The 15,018-nt window shown below is 57.3% G+C and carries 16 protein-coding genes; 6 read left to right on the forward strand and 10 right to left on the reverse strand.

All coding sequences use genetic code 11. The features are described from left to right. Positions 1-266 precede the first annotated feature (266 nt). From EPD60_RS01565 to EPD60_RS01585, 5 genes are all read left to right on the forward strand, one after another. Positions 267-1,313, forward strand: coding sequence for an agmatinase family protein (locus EPD60_RS01565; protein WP_131446149.1), 1,047 nt, complete (start codon positions 267-269; stop codon positions 1,311-1,313). Positions 1,314-1,371: 58 nt separating this feature from the next. Next, positions 1,372-1,989 (forward strand): hypothetical protein, encoded by a 618-nt coding sequence (locus EPD60_RS01570; RefSeq protein ID WP_131446151.1) that lies wholly within the window; start codon positions 1,372-1,374, stop codon positions 1,987-1,989. Beyond that, positions 1,979-3,280 (forward strand): radical SAM family protein, encoded by a 1,302-nt coding sequence (locus EPD60_RS01575; protein ID WP_131446153.1) that lies wholly within the window; start codon positions 1,979-1,981, stop codon positions 3,278-3,280. The genes EPD60_RS01570 and EPD60_RS01575 overlap by 11 nt, the downstream gene beginning before the upstream one ends. Positions 3,281-3,797: 517 nt before the next feature. After that, positions 3,798-4,658 (forward strand): hypothetical protein, encoded by an 861-nt coding sequence (locus tag EPD60_RS01580; protein WP_131446155.1) that lies wholly within the window; start codon positions 3,798-3,800, stop codon positions 4,656-4,658. Positions 4,659-4,903: 245 nt separating this feature from the next. Further along, complete coding sequence (locus tag EPD60_RS01585; RefSeq protein ID WP_131446157.1) at positions 4,904-6,211, forward strand: bifunctional folylpolyglutamate synthase/dihydrofolate synthase; 1,308 nt, start codon at positions 4,904-4,906, stop codon at positions 6,209-6,211. On the opposite strand, the gene EPD60_RS01590 is transcribed toward EPD60_RS01585, so the two are convergent. The 6 genes from EPD60_RS01590 to EPD60_RS01615 all read right to left on the reverse strand — a co-directional run bounded on the left by EPD60_RS01590 (position 6,212) and on the right by EPD60_RS01615 (position 11,242). Beyond that, a complete protein-coding gene (locus EPD60_RS01590; RefSeq protein ID WP_131446159.1) occupies positions 6,212-6,760 on the reverse strand; it encodes an NUDIX hydrolase in 549 nt (182 codons plus the stop codon). 65 nt (positions 6,761-6,825) lie between these two features. Beyond that, a complete protein-coding gene (locus EPD60_RS01595) occupies positions 6,826-7,362 on the reverse strand; it encodes a YfiT family bacillithiol transferase (RefSeq protein ID WP_131446161.1) in 537 nt (178 codons plus the stop codon). Between the two features lie 37 nt (positions 7,363-7,399). After that, positions 7,400-7,834, reverse strand: coding sequence for an FKBP-type peptidyl-prolyl cis-trans isomerase (locus tag EPD60_RS01600; RefSeq protein WP_131446163.1), 435 nt, complete (start codon positions 7,832-7,834; stop codon positions 7,400-7,402). A 71-nt stretch (positions 7,835-7,905) separates the two neighbouring features. Next, the gene (locus EPD60_RS01605; protein ID WP_131446166.1) at positions 7,906-8,661 is read right to left on the reverse strand and encodes an ABC transporter ATP-binding protein; all 756 of its coding nucleotides are present in this window, start codon (positions 8,659-8,661) and stop codon (positions 7,906-7,908) included. 240 nt (positions 8,662-8,901) lie between these two features. Further along, positions 8,902-9,933, reverse strand: a complete 1,032-nt coding sequence (gene fbp, locus EPD60_RS01610) for a class 1 fructose-bisphosphatase (RefSeq protein ID WP_131446168.1) — start codon at positions 9,931-9,933, stop codon at positions 8,902-8,904. A gap of 19 nt (positions 9,934-9,952) precedes the next feature. Continuing rightward, positions 9,953-11,242, reverse strand: coding sequence for a hypothetical protein (locus EPD60_RS01615; protein WP_131446170.1), 1,290 nt, complete (start codon positions 11,240-11,242; stop codon positions 9,953-9,955). Positions 11,243-11,345: 103 nt separating this feature from the next. Here EPD60_RS01615 and EPD60_RS01620 point away from each other — a divergent pair, with 103 nt between their 5' ends. Further along, positions 11,346-12,377: a sialidase family protein gene (locus EPD60_RS01620; protein ID WP_131446172.1), complete on the forward strand. Its 1,032-nt coding sequence runs from the start codon at positions 11,346-11,348 to the stop codon at positions 12,375-12,377. Here the strand turns inward: EPD60_RS01620 and EPD60_RS01625 are convergent. The 4 genes from EPD60_RS01625 to EPD60_RS01640 all read right to left on the reverse strand — a co-directional run bounded on the left by EPD60_RS01625 (position 12,374) and on the right by EPD60_RS01640 (position 14,942). Next, positions 12,374-12,868, reverse strand: coding sequence for a PH domain-containing protein (locus tag EPD60_RS01625; RefSeq protein WP_131446174.1), 495 nt, complete (start codon positions 12,866-12,868; stop codon positions 12,374-12,376). The two genes, EPD60_RS01620 and EPD60_RS01625, sit on opposite strands and share 4 nt — an antisense overlap. Beyond that, positions 12,865-13,452 carry a peroxiredoxin family protein gene (locus EPD60_RS01630; protein ID WP_131446176.1) on the reverse strand — a complete coding sequence of 196 codons (588 nt, stop codon included), beginning with the start codon at positions 13,450-13,452 and terminating at the stop codon, positions 12,865-12,867. Before EPD60_RS01630 ends, EPD60_RS01625 begins: the two co-directional genes overlap by 4 nt. Positions 13,453-13,596: 144 nt before the next feature. Beyond that, the gene (locus EPD60_RS01635) at positions 13,597-13,926 is read right to left on the reverse strand and encodes a DMT family protein (protein WP_131446178.1); all 330 of its coding nucleotides are present in this window, start codon (positions 13,924-13,926) and stop codon (positions 13,597-13,599) included. 8 nt (positions 13,927-13,934) lie between these two features. Beyond that, positions 13,935-14,942, reverse strand: a complete 1,008-nt coding sequence (locus EPD60_RS01640; protein WP_131446180.1) for a T9SS type A sorting domain-containing protein — start codon at positions 14,940-14,942, stop codon at positions 13,935-13,937. Positions 14,943-15,018 lie beyond the last annotated feature (76 nt).

Genomic DNA, 15,018 nt, shown 5'->3' on the forward strand with positions numbered 1-15,018 from the left:
CGGCCGCAAAGTTAGCGCAAAACGCCCTATGGCCGGGTCGGCCCATCCTGATTTTCCTCAATTCACGCGCTTTAACAGCGCTTTGACGATGGCATGACAATCGGCGGATTCCGAATGCGATACTTCGGAATAAATCAGCGCTCCACCCGCTGCCTTCGTCGCCCGGTCAACTACTTTAACCCCGCTTTTAGGCCCCTGTGGCTACCATTTTTTGCCGGGGAGCCAAAGGGAGCTAACTTGCACCGCCCTTTTCAACGGGCCTCAATATGACTGATCTATCCACGTTTGACCCGAACAGCGCCGGTAATCCGAACAATAACGTCTTCGGACTTCCTTTTACCGAGGAAGATGCGCGCCTTGTCATCCTTCCCGTTCCCTGGGAAGTAACGGTTTCCTTCGGCTCGGGCACAGCCCGTTCCGCGGAGCAGATCATGAAGGCTTCCCTCCAGGTCGATCTCTTCGACCCTGATGTGCCGGAAGGCTGGAAGCAAGGTTTCTTTATGCGCGAGACCGACCGCAAGATCCTCATGAAGAGCGACTACCTGCGCAAGGAAGCCGAGCTCTATATCGACTATATCTCCAACGGGGAAATCGTGGACCGCAACCAGTTTATGTGCAAGTCGCTCCGCGAGATCAACGAGGGTTCTTACTTCCTGAACAACTGGGTGCACCAGCAAACCAAGGGCCTGCTTGAGAAGGGCAAGCTCGTGGCCCTGCTCGGCGGCGATCACAGCACACCCCTTGGCTTCTTCAAGGCCCTTGGTGAAACCCATGGCGAATACGGCATCCTGCAGATCGATGCGCACTGCGACCTCCGGATTGCCTACGAAGACTTTGTCTACTCGCATGCCTCCATCATGTATAATATGCTGCAGGAAGTGCCGCAGGTGACGAAACTCGTGCAGGTTGGCATCCGCGACTATTCCGGCGACGAGCTTGAGTTTATCAGACAGCGCCCGGAGCGTATCCGCACCTTCTTCGACCGCGACATCCGCCACCGCCAGTTCGAGGGCGAAACCTGGAAGTCGATCTGCGAGGACATCGTGGCGCAGCTCCCGCAAAAAGTGCATATCTCTTTCGATATCGACGGCCTCGACCCGAAACTTTGTCCCAACACGGGCACGCCCGTTCAAGGCGGTTTCGAGACGGAGCAGGTCTATTACCTGTTCAACAAGATCCGCGAGGCCGGCAAGCAGATCATCTCGTTCGACCTGAACGAAGTGAGCACTTCCGAAAATGCCTGGGACGCCAACGTAGGGGCACGGGTACTTTTCAAACTGTGTAACTTACTGGTGGCTTCGAACCCGCAATAAAGAATCAAATAACGAATAGCATCTGCCGGCAGCGCCCGGCGGTGAAACACGAAAACTTTTGGAAACAAGCTTTCACATACCGGTTCGCATAGAAAGCCTCGAAAAGCGCCGCCGCATGACGGGCGTGCTGCACGTGGTGGCCGGCTTTTACCTGCTTGCCGCTACCGCCGCCTGGATGACGCAGCGTCAGTTCCAGGGTGTTGCGGGCACGCTGCCTTTTTTGGCAATCGCGCTGGTGGCGATCGTTTACGGCATTCGCCGCCGCAGGCTCGACCCGCGCGCAAAATATAATTCGGCCCTGCGCGGCCTCGAAGCAATGGGCTTTGGCCTGCTCGCTACGAGCCAGAGCGGCATCGCCTCCTACGGACTTTTTGCCTGGGCCGGCCTTTCAGTGCTGCTCCTCTTTTCGGAGAAAGTGCTGTTCCAGCCTTCGGTGATCGAGCTTGGCCCTGATGGCATCGGGCTGCCCGGCTCGCCCAAGCCGCCCGTGCTTCCGTGGGCGGAGCTCGAGAATATGATTGTACGCGCCGACTACGTGACGCTTTTCCGCAACGACAAGAAATATGTGCAGCTCGAAGTAACAGAAAGCCTGGCGCCGGAATCGATCGCCGATGCCGATGCCTTCGCCAAAGAACAGATCCGCAAACATTCAATACCTGCCGACCATGTCGCTTAACGCATCGCCTTATATACTCTACTCCGACGGCAACGGTAACATTTTCGAGGATACCTCGCTGTACGTTGTTGGTCGCTCCGGCTGGGACGCCCTGCCGATCCCGGAAGACGAATGGATCGGGCTGCCGGAAGGCGGCCAGCTCTACGAGCTGCCCGGCCGTCGCGGAATCGGTATTGACGTTAGGACCGGCGAGATGCGTCTTTGCGAAAAGGGCTGGGCCGTGGCTGCCTTTGTGCCGCCGGCGCATACGTCCTTTTATATGGCGGCCTACGAAACCGGTCCGGACGCTCCTACCCTGCCGCTTTTTTCTTACGTGGCTGTGGGCTGGCATGATGAGAAATTCTACGTTCCCGCCGTGCGCATCGAGCAGGATATCCGCCAGGAATGTGGTGGTTTCGACGACAGCAAGGTGCAGCAGGGCGTGACCGACCTGATTGCGGCTTACCCGCACAACCGCCTCGTGGCGCACCTTGCCAACAACTGCGCGCTCACCTACAGCTGCCCGGCGGCGCGCAACTATTTTATGGGACGCTGGGAATGCCCCATCCCCTCTTCGCCCGCCTGTAACGCCAATTGTATCGGCTGCATTTCCTTCCAGCCCGAAGACGAAACGATCGTTTCGCCGCAGGACCGTCTCACCTTTAAGCCTTCGGTAGAAGAGATCGTGGAGTTTACAGTACCCCACCTTGAGTCGGCGCCCTTCCCGATCGTCAGCTTCGGCCAGGGTTGCGAAGGCGAGCCGCTGCTGATGTGGGAGACGATACGCGCGGCCATTGTAGAAATACGGAAGCACACGAAGAAGGGATCGATCAACATCAATACCAACGGCTCGAAGCCGGCGGCGGTGCGCGCACTCTGCGAGGCGGGTCTCGACTCGATCCGCGTGAGCACCAACTCGGCCCGCCGCGAGATCTATATGCCCTATTACCGGCCCAACAACTACGACTTCGACGATATCGTGGAAAGCCTGAAGATCGTGACCGAATTCGGCGGCTGGACCTCGATCAACTATTTCGTATTCCCGGGCATGACGGATTCGGTTGCTGAATACGAAGCGCTCCGCAAGCTGATCCGCGACACCGGCCTCAAGATGATCCAGTGGCGCTCCTTCAATATCGACCCGGACTGGTACCTTGGTAAGATCGGTGCCGGCGATACCGGCGAATGCCTCGGGGTGAAGCAATTGCTGGAATTGATCCAGGAAGAATTCCCGCATCTCAAATACGGGTATTTCAACCCGCCGATGGAGCGGATAAAAGGCGACTATTCAAACGATTTCGCGCATTACTGACCGGGTTTTCGGGACTGATACATCGAATTTTCACAAGGCTTCCGGCAACGGTCGGCCCCTGACATGTCTGCCTTGCCTGCCTGCAAAGCGGTTTTGTACCACATCATGTCAGTTTCGGGGGCCTGCAAGCACGATCAAGGCCCCTGCAACCGACTTTCGGACCCCTGCAAGCCACTTCCGGTAGCTTGCAAGCCGGATTTGTACTCCTGCAAGGACCTTCCGGACCCTTGCAAGCCGGATCTGTACCGGTACCTTGCATTTTCGTTTCCCGGCAAGGCTCCAATGCGCGCTTTCAGTTACACAGTTTCATCGGTGTTGCCTCCTGATGGTCCTTGAATTTGCGAGTCCCCATCGCAGTGACGGGCGGCGAGGAATCGCCTGGGTACGCAACCTCCTTTACGAATTTTACCAGCGCGTTTACTAATTGTTAAAACGCCCGCGCGAAATCTCCGGGCGCGGGCAATTTGGTTAACTTTTCCACCGTTATCCGGTCAAACCCCGCAAGCAATAGATTTGTATGCAGAACGCATTTGCCATGAACCTTCAACTCGATCAGCAACGCAAGCGCAATGCCCTCCTGCTCACGCTCGGGGTCGGCGGCGGCCTGCTTTTACTTTTCATCCTGCTGCGCTGGCCCATTCCTACTATCAGCCAGCCGGTTGCGGAAGAGTATATCGAAGTGAACCTCGGTAATGGCGACCAGGGCTCCGGCACCGACCAGCCCCAGTTGCCGGGCGACCCTTCGCCTGCCGCTGCGGCCTCCTATACCCCCCCGCAGGCAGTGGCCAGCAACAGCGACGCGAAGCTGGTGGAAACCGATGACAATGCCCCTTCCGACGCGCCCGTCATCAAAAACCCGGTGGCCGCCCGTCCGAACGCGACAAAAATCAATGACGATAATGCTGTGAAGCCTACCCCCGCCATCAAGCCGACACCGGCCCCACCCGCGCCGCGACCCAAGGCCGTGATGGGCCAGATTGCCGGTGGCACCGGCACCGGGGGCAATGGCGCCGATACGTATAAGCCCGGCTCCAACGAAGGCATAGCAGGTGGCAACGGCGACCAGGGCCGCCCCGGCGGAGACCCGAACGGCAAAGCCTATACCGGCACTCCCCGCCGCCTCGGTGCCCAGGTGATCTCGATGCCGACACAGACGATGCAGGACGACTTCCGCGAAAGCGGAAAGGTGGTGCTCGATGTTACGGTGAGCGCCGCGGGACAGCTCGTGTCGGCAGTTTACAACCCGCGCGGCTCCACGCTCCCGCGCTCCAGCCGCCAGGCACAGATCGCCCTGCAGCGTGCCCGCGAGCTCCGCTTCCCCAAGATCGACGGCGGCTTTCGCCAGGATATTCAATTTAGTTTTACGGTAGGGAACTAATTCGGGAATCGGGAATTCACTGCGTGCAAGGCGACGCGCAGCGTCATTGCGGGCGCAGCGAAGCAAACTCCATGGCCTGAGGAAGGGTACATGCGCGAAAAAACTTCAACTCGCAAATTCTGCCGGCTACGACCACCCTGCGTGAATCAGGATGTTGCTTCGCGCTGCTCGCAATGCCGGCCAAAGGCTGTCGCTTCGTACGACATCAAAGGATTGACGCTTCACGTTCCTACCTTAGCGGCAGCATGACTTACGCTGAAACGCTCGACTATCTTTTTGCGCAATTACCGATGTTTCACCGGGTGGGCCCCGCAGCTTTCCGGAAAGACCTGACCAATACACTGGCGCTGTGCGCCGCGCTCGGCAACCCGCAGAACCGGTTTCGAAGCATCCACGTCGGTGGCACCAATGGAAAGGGATCGGTCAGTCATATGCTCGCCGCGGTGCTCCAGGAAGCGGGCTACAAAACCGGCTTGTACACATCACCGCATTTATACGACTTCCGCGAGCGTATCCGTATCAACGGGGAGATGGTATCCGAGCCGTTTGTGATCGGTTTTACAGAACGCGTTCGTTCGCTGATTGAAACCATACAGCCGTCGTTTTTTGAGATCACTGTAGCCATGGCCTTCAGCTGGTTTGCGGAGCAGGAGGTAGACATTGCCGTGATTGAAGTGGGACTCGGCGGGCGTATCGACAGCACCAATATTATCACCCCTTTACTCTCGGTTATTACCAATATCGGCTGGGATCATATGAACCTGCTGGGCGATACGCTTGAAGCCATCGCGGCGGAGAAAGCGGGTATTATCAAGAAAGGGGTGCCGGTGGTGATCGGCCAGTGGCAGGGCGCGTCGTCTGAAGTGATCGCCGGCCGTGCCCGTGAGCTGGAGGCACCGGCCCTGATCGCGGGCCATCGCTGGGGGGTGCGCACGGTTGGAGAAGCAGGCGCCACCCGTGATATCGAGATCTATGACCGCTACGCCGATGAAGTGGCAACGCTCAGCCTCGATCTCACCGGGGTTTACCAGGAGGAGAATGCCCGCACGGCATGGACAGCGCTGCAGGAGCTGCGGCGACAGGGCTTCACGATCAGTGATGCAGCGATACAGGGAGGCTTCAGCCAGGTAAAGCGACTGACGGGATTAATGGGACGCTGGGAGCAGTTGCGCCAGGAGCCCCTGCTGGTGCTTGACGTGGCCCACAATAAAGACGGGCTGGAGCAGGTGCGCCGCCAGTTGCGGACGCTGCGTTATTACCGCCTGCACCTGGTGTTTGGCATGGTGCGCGACAAAGAAGCGGAAACGATCCTGCCCCTGCTGCCGTCCGCGGACCGGTATTATTTCACGCAGGCGCATATCCCCAGGGCCCTGCCGGTATCGGAGCTGCAGGCATCAGCCGCGTCGGAAGGGCTGCAGGGTGATGCCTTCGAACACGTCGATGATGCGATCGAAGCCGCTTTGTCGGCGGCAGCCCCGGACGACCTGGTGCTTGTTTGCGGGAGCATCTTTCTCGTGGCTGAGGTAGACCGCGCACGTTTTACAAAAGCATGATCAAAACCTAATCTCCCCGAGCTCCATCAGGGCGTAGAACACCGCGTTGACGTGCAGGCTTTGCATCATTTTGTTCCCGCGCACGAGGGCTTTGACTTCGTCCATGCTCACCTCCAGCACTTCCAGTTCTTCGGACTCGTCGAGGTTTTGCTCGCCGGTTTTTACACCTCCTGTAGCCAGGAAAAAATGCGTGAAGTTGGTGGTGGTCGACGGGTTGGCGCTCACCTTGCCCAGGCATTTCCAGCTTTCAAAGGTGTAGCCTGTTTCTTCAAACACCTCGCGGCGGCAGGCTTCCTCCATCGATTCGCCTTTTTCGGAAACACCTCCAGGCAGCTCGGTTTCGATGGTGCCGATGCCATGCCGGTATTGCTGCACCAGCAGCACTTTGCCTTCTTTGGTGATGCAGAATGCATTCACCCAATCGGGATATTCGTTTATGTAAAACGCCGGTATCGGCTTGCCGCCGGGCGTCTCGCAACGGTCCTTGCGGATGGTGAGCCAGGGCTCTTTATGCAAATAGGTCGACTCGAGTACTTTCCATTTCTCCATGAGCACAATTCAAAAATTCGGATACAAGATTTAAATGCTATTCCAACAACCCCGGAACCTCTTCCCTACCATCCCATCCGTTCCCGCAACGCGGTGATATGCGCTGTATGGTGCCGGCTGTGCCAGGCATACATGCCCAGCAGGAACCAAAGGGTCAACTTTTGCTGGTGCTCCGGGTGAAACACGGTGCGCGTTTCCCAGGCTTCGTCCGGAATTGATTTGAGGAATACGGTCCAGCGCTCGTGCAGGGCAAAGAGCAGGGTAATTGAAATATTCACCGGCAGCTGGCGCACGTCTTCGAGCACCGCCCAATCTTTTTCTTCGTAAGGCTTGATGGTCGGGTTTTCCTCGGTCATGCCCAGCTTGAAGCGGATATAAGCGTTCATATGGCTGTCGGCCACATGATGCACCACCTGGTGCACGGTCCAGCCGCCTTCGCGGTAAGGCGTCTGCAGCTGCGCCCCGTCGAGATTGCTGATTGCCGCCTCCAGCAGGTTGGGCAGGAATTTGATATCTGCGATCCACTCCTCTTTCTGGTTGGTCGAGAAAGGCTTCGGCTCGTATTTGCCGACCGGGTAGCGAAGGTCCGTGCTCGTTTCCATGGCTTGTTGTATAACTACGGGTGAATGTAAGAAGCGGTCAGCGCAGGATCTGCAGCAACTCCACGTCGAACTCAAGGGTAGCGCCACCGGGGATGCCGGGAACACCATTGTCTCCGTATGCGAGATCCGACGGAATCCAGAGGCGCCATTTGCTGCCTTCCGGCATCAGGGGCAGCACTTCCTGCCAGCCTTTGATCAGCTGCGTCAGTCGTGCCGTGAAGGGCTGGTTGCGGCGGTACGATGAGTCGAACTCCTTTCCGCTGAGCAGGCGGCCGGCGTAATGCGCCTTGATCTCGCTGCGCAGCTCGGGCTTGTTGCCGGTGCCTTCCTGCAGCACCTGGTACTGAATGCCGGAGGGCAGCTCGGTGATGCCTTCGTTTTGCTTGTTTTCTTTCAGGAAGCTTGCGCCGGCTTCTTTCTCGGCGTTTATTTTTTCAGATTTGGCGCCCTGCAGGCGATCGAATAAGCTCATAAAAAAGGTGTTAGATGTATGATTTTAAATTCCGGTAAAACGCGGACCGGAAAAGTATTTCATTTCCGGATTCATTCGCGCAGCGAGCGACCGGTGAGGTGAATGAAAACGTCCTCCAGGTTGGCCTTTTTCACTTCCTTTTGCCGCTCGAAGCCCGACTCCACCAGTTGATCGATGAGCTGGTCGGGTGAGGAAAGGGCCACGATCTGGCCGGCTTCCACAATCGCCACGCGATCGCAGAGGTATTCGGCTTCGTCCATATAATGCGTGGTCAGGATCACGGTTGTACCGCGGTCGCGGATGCTGCGTACCAGGTCCCAGAGGTTGCGTCTTGCCTGCGGGTCGAGGCCGGTGGTAGGCTCGTCGAGAAAAATGATCTTCGGATCGTTGATCAGCGTGGTGGCAATGGAAAAGCGCTGCTTTTGCCCGCCGCTCAGCTCCTTGAATTTCGCCTTTGCCTTGTCGCGCAGGTTGACGCTGTCAAGCAGCTCCAGCGGGTCCACGCTTTTGTTGTACAACCCGTTGAACAGCGACACCAGGTTGGTGAGACTGAGGTTGGGATAAAAGCCGCTGGTTTGCAGCTGCACCCCGATGATCTTCTTGATCTCGTTCGGCTGGCGGTCGAGGTCCAGGCCCGCCACGGTAACGGTGCCGGAGGTCTTCGGGCGCAGGGTCTCGATGATCTCGAGGGTTGTGCTCTTGCCGGCGCCGTTCGGCCCCAGGAGCCCGAAGATCTCCCCTTCATACACATCGAAACTAAGGCCCTTCACCGCCTGGAAGGATCCATAGTTCTTTACCAGGTCGCGCACCTCGATGATCTTGTTCATGCGGGTAAAGGTAGATAAGGAAAAGAAGGTTTTTCACCGCAAAGAAAAGAAGTTGAAGAAGCGTTTCGCTAAGGAACAGAATGGAAAAGGTCCCGCCTGCAGCGGGACCTTCCTAAATCATTTGACTAACTTTTGCAATTAGACCCAACCTCAGAACCTCAGAACCCCAGAACCCGGGAACCTTTCTTAGCGTATCAGCTTCTTTTCTTATTTTCTTCGCGGTTCCGAACCTTCTTCTACTTAACCCACTTTCTCTGTTTCCGTTCTCAGGCAGGCTTCCAGGTCTTCCATCATGCTTTTGCTGCCGACAAAGAAGGGCGAGCGCTGGTGCAGCTCGGTGGGTACCACGTCGAGTATGCGCTGCTTGCCGTTGGTGGCGGTGCCGCCGGCCACTTCGGTGATGAAGGCAAAGGGGTTGCACTCGTAGAGCAGGCGCAGCTTGCCTTTCGGCTTGTCGGTGGTGCCGGGGTACATGAAGATGCCGCCTTTGATCAGGTTGCGGTGCACATCGGCTACCATCGACCCGATATAGCGCTGGGTGTAGGGGCCGCCGTTATCCTTCGTCTTGTTCTGGCACTGGTTGATGTACTTGCGCACCGGCTCGTCGTACTGGAAAAAGTTGCCGTGGTTTACTGAGTAGATCTTGCCCACCGGTGGGCATTGGATATCCGGATGGCTGAGGCAAAACTCGCCGATCGACGGGTCGAGTGTGAAGCCGTTGACCCCGCGGCGGGTGGCGTATACCAGCATCGTAGAAGAGCCGTACACCACGTAGCCGGCCGCCACCTGCTTGTTACCGGGCTGCAGGAAGTCTTCGAGCGTCACCGGCGTACCCTTCGGCGACACGCGGCGATAAATGCTGAAGATGGTGCCGATGGAAACATTCACATCGATATTGCCCGAGCCGTCGAGGGGATCGAAAAGGCATACATATTTCGAGTTCATGCTCACTTCGTCGTCGAAGGCTACGAATTCGTCGAGCTCCTCGGAGGCAAAGCCCGCGCAGGAAACGCCGCGTTGCAGTACGCCCCAGAACTGGTTGTTGGCATACACATCCAGCTTCTTTACTTCTTCGCCCTGTACATTCACCGCGCCCGCATCGCCGAGGATGTCTACCAGGCCCGCTTTGTTTACCTCCACGTTGACCCGCTTGGCCGCCAGTCCGATGTCGCGCAGCAGCGTCGACAGCTCGCCCGTGGCATTGGGAAGGGTGCGGATCGATTGAAGGGTAAACTCGTCGAGCGTTAGAATATTGCGGTTAACGGGTGCCATATATACTTGGTTGGTAAGGCTACAAATGTAGGCTTTTGGGCGATTCGGCGCTTTCAGGCAACGCCTCGGCGGCGAGCCGGTCGGTGCCGTAGCCGTGCAGCCAGGCACCGATGGCGAGGCTTACAAACACCGGTGTATAAAACAGGTAGAGATAGGGTACGTCGATGAAATTGTAAAAGAAGGTGATGCTCAGCTGAAGTCCCGCCAGGAGTGCCATGTTGTGCGAAATTCTTCGGCGGCGTACATAAAACAGGAATCCAAGCGGCACCAGGAAAGTGCCCCATTTCAGCAAGGCATGATTGAGGCTGACGCCACCGGCACCAAAAAACTTGCTCATGCCCAGGCCCTGGAAATATTCGGGATTCTGTTTCCATACGTTCTGCGCGTGGCTCACGTATTGATCCGGCAGGTTCAGGTGCACCAGGAGTGGCTTGAAGCCTACCGGGTAAAGCAGGAAAAATGCCGTGATGGCGCCTGCGGCGCAGAAACGCCAGAGGAAATCATATTTCTTCTGCAGCAGGAGGTAAATGATTGCGAAAGGAAACCAGCCGATCGCCGAATACCGGCTCAGGAAGCAGAGCGCGGCGCAGAAACCGATGAAGTACGGGTTGCCACGCATAATTGCAACGGCCAGCAGCGTATAGTAGAAATACACGACGCCTTCCTCGGTGAGCCGGATCACATTGTTCGTTTTTTCAAAATGCAGCCAGTTGAGTACCATCAGCAGGCCGAACACCAGCACCACGCTCGTAACGATCCGGCGCGCATGACCGGGCCACAGGCAGAGTGCAACACAGGCCCAGATGCCGGTGAAGGTGATCCAACGAATGTCGAATCCAAGCACGGTAGCGTAAACGTGCGGGATCCAGAATGCTGGCAGGTAAATGGGCTGGATGCCGCCCCAGAATTCCGGTATCGGGTCGTAGATCTGCGTGAAATTGCCGTCCAGGAAACGGTTGCCCTGCACCTGGATGATCGGAAGCATATCGGCGTGTTCGATGCTTACCGGCGTTCCCGCCATGATCTTCCGGGCAACGAAAACCGACACGGGAAGCAGGAGCGCCAGGCCCAGGAAGCGCAGGCCGCGGCCCCGGTTGAGCACCGGCTTCGGGCTATACGCAATGCCGGGAACCTTCAGGATCAGGAAGGTGATCGCGATGCCGGCACCGAAAAACAGCAGGCTGTTGATCCGGTGAAAGCCTTCGCGTTGCAGCAGGAAGGTAGCGCAATAGGCCTGCAACACGGCCAGCAGGAGAATCAGCTGCGCAGGTCGCGGCCGCAACTGCGTGGAAAGGGACATCGGGTTCATAAGCACAGTTTGACGTTCAGGTGGTTGGGCGGCAAAGGTTGCGAAAAGAAATTGTATTCGGCCACAGCCGGCCGACGCATGCGCAAAAAGTTATCTTTAGCGCATGTTGCGAATCCTCACCCTGCTGCTGCTTACACTTTGTTTGACCTCCCTGTGCTCCGCCCAGCCTAAAGTCGACGTGCTGACGAAAGGAACCAAAACCTCGATCCGGGGCCTCAGCGTCGTGGATGACAATATTGCCTGGGTGAGCGGATCGGGCGGTACCATCGGGCGCACCACCGACGGCGGAAAAACCTGGAAGTGGTCGGTGGTAAAGGGCTTTGAGAAGCGCGACTTCCGCGATATCGAAGCCTTTTCGATTACCAAGGCCGTCATCATCGCGGTGGATTCACCGGCATATATTCTGAAAACGATCGACGGCGGCGAAACCTGGAAGGTCGTGTACGAAAGCAACAGGCAGGGCATGTTTCTCGATGCGCTTGAATTCTGGAACGAGCAGGCCGGCATCGTGGTGGGCGACCCGATCGGTGGCCGCCTCTTCGTGGCGCGCACCTTCGACGAAGGCGACAGCTGGCAGGAAGTGCCGGCGCAGGGCCGCCCGGAGGTGGACAGCGGCGAAGCGATGTTTGCATCCTCCGGCACCAACGTGCGCGTGCTCGACCGCGACGAAGCGGTGCTCATCACCGGAGGCCGCAGCTCGCGGGTCTTTATCCGGGACCAGGCCATTCGTCTGCCCATCACCCAGGGACTTGAAAGCACCGGTGCCAACTCGATCGCGGTGCAGGACGTCAATACGCGCAAAGGCGGCAAAAACTTCGTAGTCGTCGGTGGCGACTTTACCAAAGCGGCTTCCGATTCGCTCAACTGCTTTTACACCACGAACCGCGGAAAGACCTGGAAGGCGCCCGAAACAGCTCCCCACGGCTACCGCAGCTGCGTGGAATACCTGTCGAAAAGGGACCTGGTGACCTGCGGGCTCAACGGCGTGGACTATTCGAGCGACGGTGGCCGTAACTGGACCTGGATTTCGAAAGAAGGATTTCATGTTTGCCGCAAAGCAAAGAAAGGAACAGCGGTCTATTTTGCAGGCGGTGGTGGCAAGATCGGGAAGCTGGTTCCGGCGAAAAAAGACTAGTAAGCGATCGCATTGATGAACTCCTGCTGGTCGTCGGGACTCAGGAGGATATTTCTTCCATCCTTCATCCGTAATAATACGGCTTTGTCGCGCCGGGTGAGGTACCAGCTCATGGAACCAAGCTTCCGGTTGGCAAACTTTCCATAATAACCAAAAAGCCCGCCGACGCCGAAGGTCCGGATCGTCCACAGAAGGTCTTCCCGGGCAACGGGTTCGGCACGTTCAATTGAAGCACGCGGCAGTCGCTTTTTGCCAAAGCGTTGCAACACCGTCACGGCATCTTCGCTCACCAGGTAGCCGCGCGGGCTCAGCGCGAATGAGATCCCGTAGACCAGCACCAGTGCGGGCAGCGCCACCATCGGGGCTTTTTGAGCTCTGCCCACAACGTCGAGCGTGATCCAGGCAACCGCCGCAAACAGCAAGGTGACCAGTATCGTGGTCACCTTAGCGGTTGTATCGAGTGATGCTTTAAAATACGTTTCGCGGCTCATCGGATATTTTCCAGCAATACGCGCACCGACGGGCGCTCGCGGTAATTCTCATTGAAATAACGGTATGTAATGGTGCCGTCGCGGTTGATGATATATACTGCTGGAACCGGGAGCACCGGCGCTTCTTTGGTGTTGTTGATCTTTACGAGATCGATCTGCGAGGCCTGAAGACGCTTCACCATGCGCTCATCTACGGTGTAGGCCACCTGGTAAGCCTTTGCCAGCTTCGCATCGGCATCGCTCAGGATGGAAAAACCGGCGCCGGTCTTTTTTACAGTTTCCTGGACGCCTTCGGAAGCTTCGGGTGAAATGGCGATCACGGTCGCTTTTTTCTCCGTGAGCAGCTGCAGCGAGTCCTGAAGGTTTTTCAGTTCCTTATTGCAGTACGGGCACCAGTTCCCGCGGTAAAACACTACTACTACCGGACCTTTCTTGCGCAGGTCTTTCAGGCTGACGTTGTTGCCGTTCTGGTCTTTGCCGCTGATATCCGGTGCCTTCGAGTTAATGAAGAGGCCTTCGGGACGCTCCTGGGCGCCGGCGGCAAGCGTTATCGCTGCAAATAGAGACAGGAGGAATATTTTCATGGAAATCAAATTTAAGCCGGAAGCCCGGCGCCAAGAAATAGAGGGCTGTTCTTAACAAAGCGTTGCATCGTTTGGCTGCGCTGCGCTCAGGATGACAATGCTACTGCCGGCCTAAAAACCGGCCCGGCCGGGCGCAGCCGAAGCCTATTTCTTAAACATGAAATAGGCAGCTGCCAGCAGGAAGCAAAAAGAAACCAGGTAGCGCCAATGAAACGGCTCTTTCATTACCCAAACCGCAAAGCCGCAGAAGATGACCAGGGTGATGACCTCCTGGATCATTTTGAGCTGAAACAGGTTGATGCCGTCGCCCGCCCCCATCCGGTTGGCGGGCACGGTGAGGCAATATTCAAAGAAAGCGATACCCCAGCTGATCAGGATGGCCTTCCAGAGCGGCATACCGCGGTCTTTCAGGTGATAATACCAGGCAAAGGTCATGAAGATGTTCGAGAAGAAGAGCAGGGCGATGGTGCGCATGCGCGAATTTATCGCTTAACCAGCTTCAGCACGGCTCGTTTGTCGCGGGCCTGCACCTGCAGCAGGTAGACGCCGGGCGCAAGTCCAATGAGCTGAAGCGGACCGTTTTGGAGCGTGCCGGAACGGACCGTTCTACCGTCGATAGTCACCAGGTAATAATTTGCGCGCGTTGGAACGCCCTGGAGGTACACCGCGTCGCCTGCCGGGTTGGGCCAGCTGCGGATCCCGAGCTCCTTCAGGGTAACGGACGAAACAGAAGTTGCCAGTGCGGCGATATAGGCGCAGTCCTGTGCGGCGCCGTTAACTACCGGTACCGTTCCGCGGATATTGTCCGAATAGCAGGTAAGGCGTAAAAACTTGGCTGCGTCGGTAATGGGGCCGCCGCCTGTCGCCAGCATCGCGCACTTTTCTTCACTCAGCATCGGGTAAGGGGTTTGGAGCGAGCCGATACCACTGTTGATTTCGCCACGAAACTGGTCCGGAGTGCGGCCTCCATAACCGAGAATATAATATCCGGAATCACTGCGCATTGTGGCCACGTCGTAAATGCGCCCGTTGATCGTGTCTTTGCGCACCGACCGCACCTTGATCGTATCCTGCGCCGGGTATTGCGGGTAGCCGGTACAGGTCTCCCTCGGGTTTCGGGTTACCCAGGATTCGCCCGGCTGGGAATGAAGCCGGTAGATCAGCCGGAACTGTCCGCCCGCCCACCAGAAAATGGAATCGCCAGACTGACGGTAGTATTCGCTGCCCTTGTAGGAGGCGCCGCTTACATACCCCTGCCCGTTGGGACCCAGGTATCCGTACGCCACATTCGTTACCGACAGCACCTTGGATAAAAGCCCCTCGATGGTGGTATCACCCACGTAGCGGAATACATAGTAGTTCGCCAGCTGCATTGAATTGTATTGATAGGTCCAGGTGGCGCCGGGCGGGCACCAGCCGGCGTTATCGGGCATTTGCGCACGGGCTTTTCCGGCAACAAAGAGCAACAGGAGCGGCAATAACTTTTTCATGCGTTGGGCTTTGGTAACCTGAAAAATACAAAACGCCCCGCGAATGCGGGGCGCCCTGGATTCAAAATCGCCTGGA

This window comes from Flaviaestuariibacter flavus (assembly GCF_004337505.1).
GTDB classification, from domain to species: Bacteria; Bacteroidota; Bacteroidia; order Chitinophagales; family Chitinophagaceae; genus Flavisolibacter; species Flavisolibacter flavus.

What these genes read in the sequence shown, in the direction of transcription:
- EPD60_RS01565 (WP_131446149.1), top strand. Translation starts at nt 267, where the DNA reads ATGACTGATCTATCCACGTTTGACCCGAACAGCGCCGGTAATCCGAAC.
- EPD60_RS01575 (WP_131446153.1), top strand. Translation starts at nt 1,979, where the DNA reads ATGTCGCTTAACGCATCGCCTTATATACTCTACTCCGACGGCAACGGT.
- EPD60_RS01580 (WP_131446155.1), top strand. Translation starts at nt 3,798, where the DNA reads ATGCAGAACGCATTTGCCATGAACCTTCAACTCGATCAGCAACGCAAG.
- EPD60_RS01585 (WP_131446157.1), top strand. Translation starts at nt 4,904, where the DNA reads ATGACTTACGCTGAAACGCTCGACTATCTTTTTGCGCAATTACCGATG.
- EPD60_RS01590 (WP_131446159.1), bottom strand. Translation starts at nt 6,760, where the DNA reads ATGGAGAAATGGAAAGTACTCGAGTCGACCTATTTGCATAAAGAGCCC.
- EPD60_RS01595 (WP_131446161.1), bottom strand. Translation starts at nt 7,362, where the DNA reads ATGGAAACGAGCACGGACCTTCGCTACCCGGTCGGCAAATACGAGCCG.
- EPD60_RS01600 (WP_131446163.1), bottom strand. Translation starts at nt 7,834, where the DNA reads ATGAGCTTATTCGATCGCCTGCAGGGCGCCAAATCTGAAAAAATAAAC.
- EPD60_RS01605 (WP_131446166.1), bottom strand. Translation starts at nt 8,661, where the DNA reads ATGAACAAGATCATCGAGGTGCGCGACCTGGTAAAGAACTATGGATCC.
- fbp (WP_131446168.1), bottom strand. Translation starts at nt 9,933, where the DNA reads ATGGCACCCGTTAACCGCAATATTCTAACGCTCGACGAGTTTACCCTT.
- EPD60_RS01615 (WP_131446170.1), bottom strand. Translation starts at nt 11,242, where the DNA reads ATGAACCCGATGTCCCTTTCCACGCAGTTGCGGCCGCGACCTGCGCAG.
- EPD60_RS01620 (WP_131446172.1), top strand. Translation starts at nt 11,346, where the DNA reads ATGTTGCGAATCCTCACCCTGCTGCTGCTTACACTTTGTTTGACCTCC.
- EPD60_RS01625 (WP_131446174.1), bottom strand. Translation starts at nt 12,868, where the DNA reads ATGAGCCGCGAAACGTATTTTAAAGCATCACTCGATACAACCGCTAAG.
- EPD60_RS01630 (WP_131446176.1), bottom strand. Translation starts at nt 13,452, where the DNA reads ATGAAAATATTCCTCCTGTCTCTATTTGCAGCGATAACGCTTGCCGCC.
- EPD60_RS01635 (WP_131446178.1), bottom strand. Translation starts at nt 13,926, where the DNA reads ATGCGCACCATCGCCCTGCTCTTCTTCTCGAACATCTTCATGACCTTT.
- EPD60_RS01640 (WP_131446180.1), bottom strand. Translation starts at nt 14,942, where the DNA reads ATGAAAAAGTTATTGCCGCTCCTGTTGCTCTTTGTTGCCGGAAAAGCC.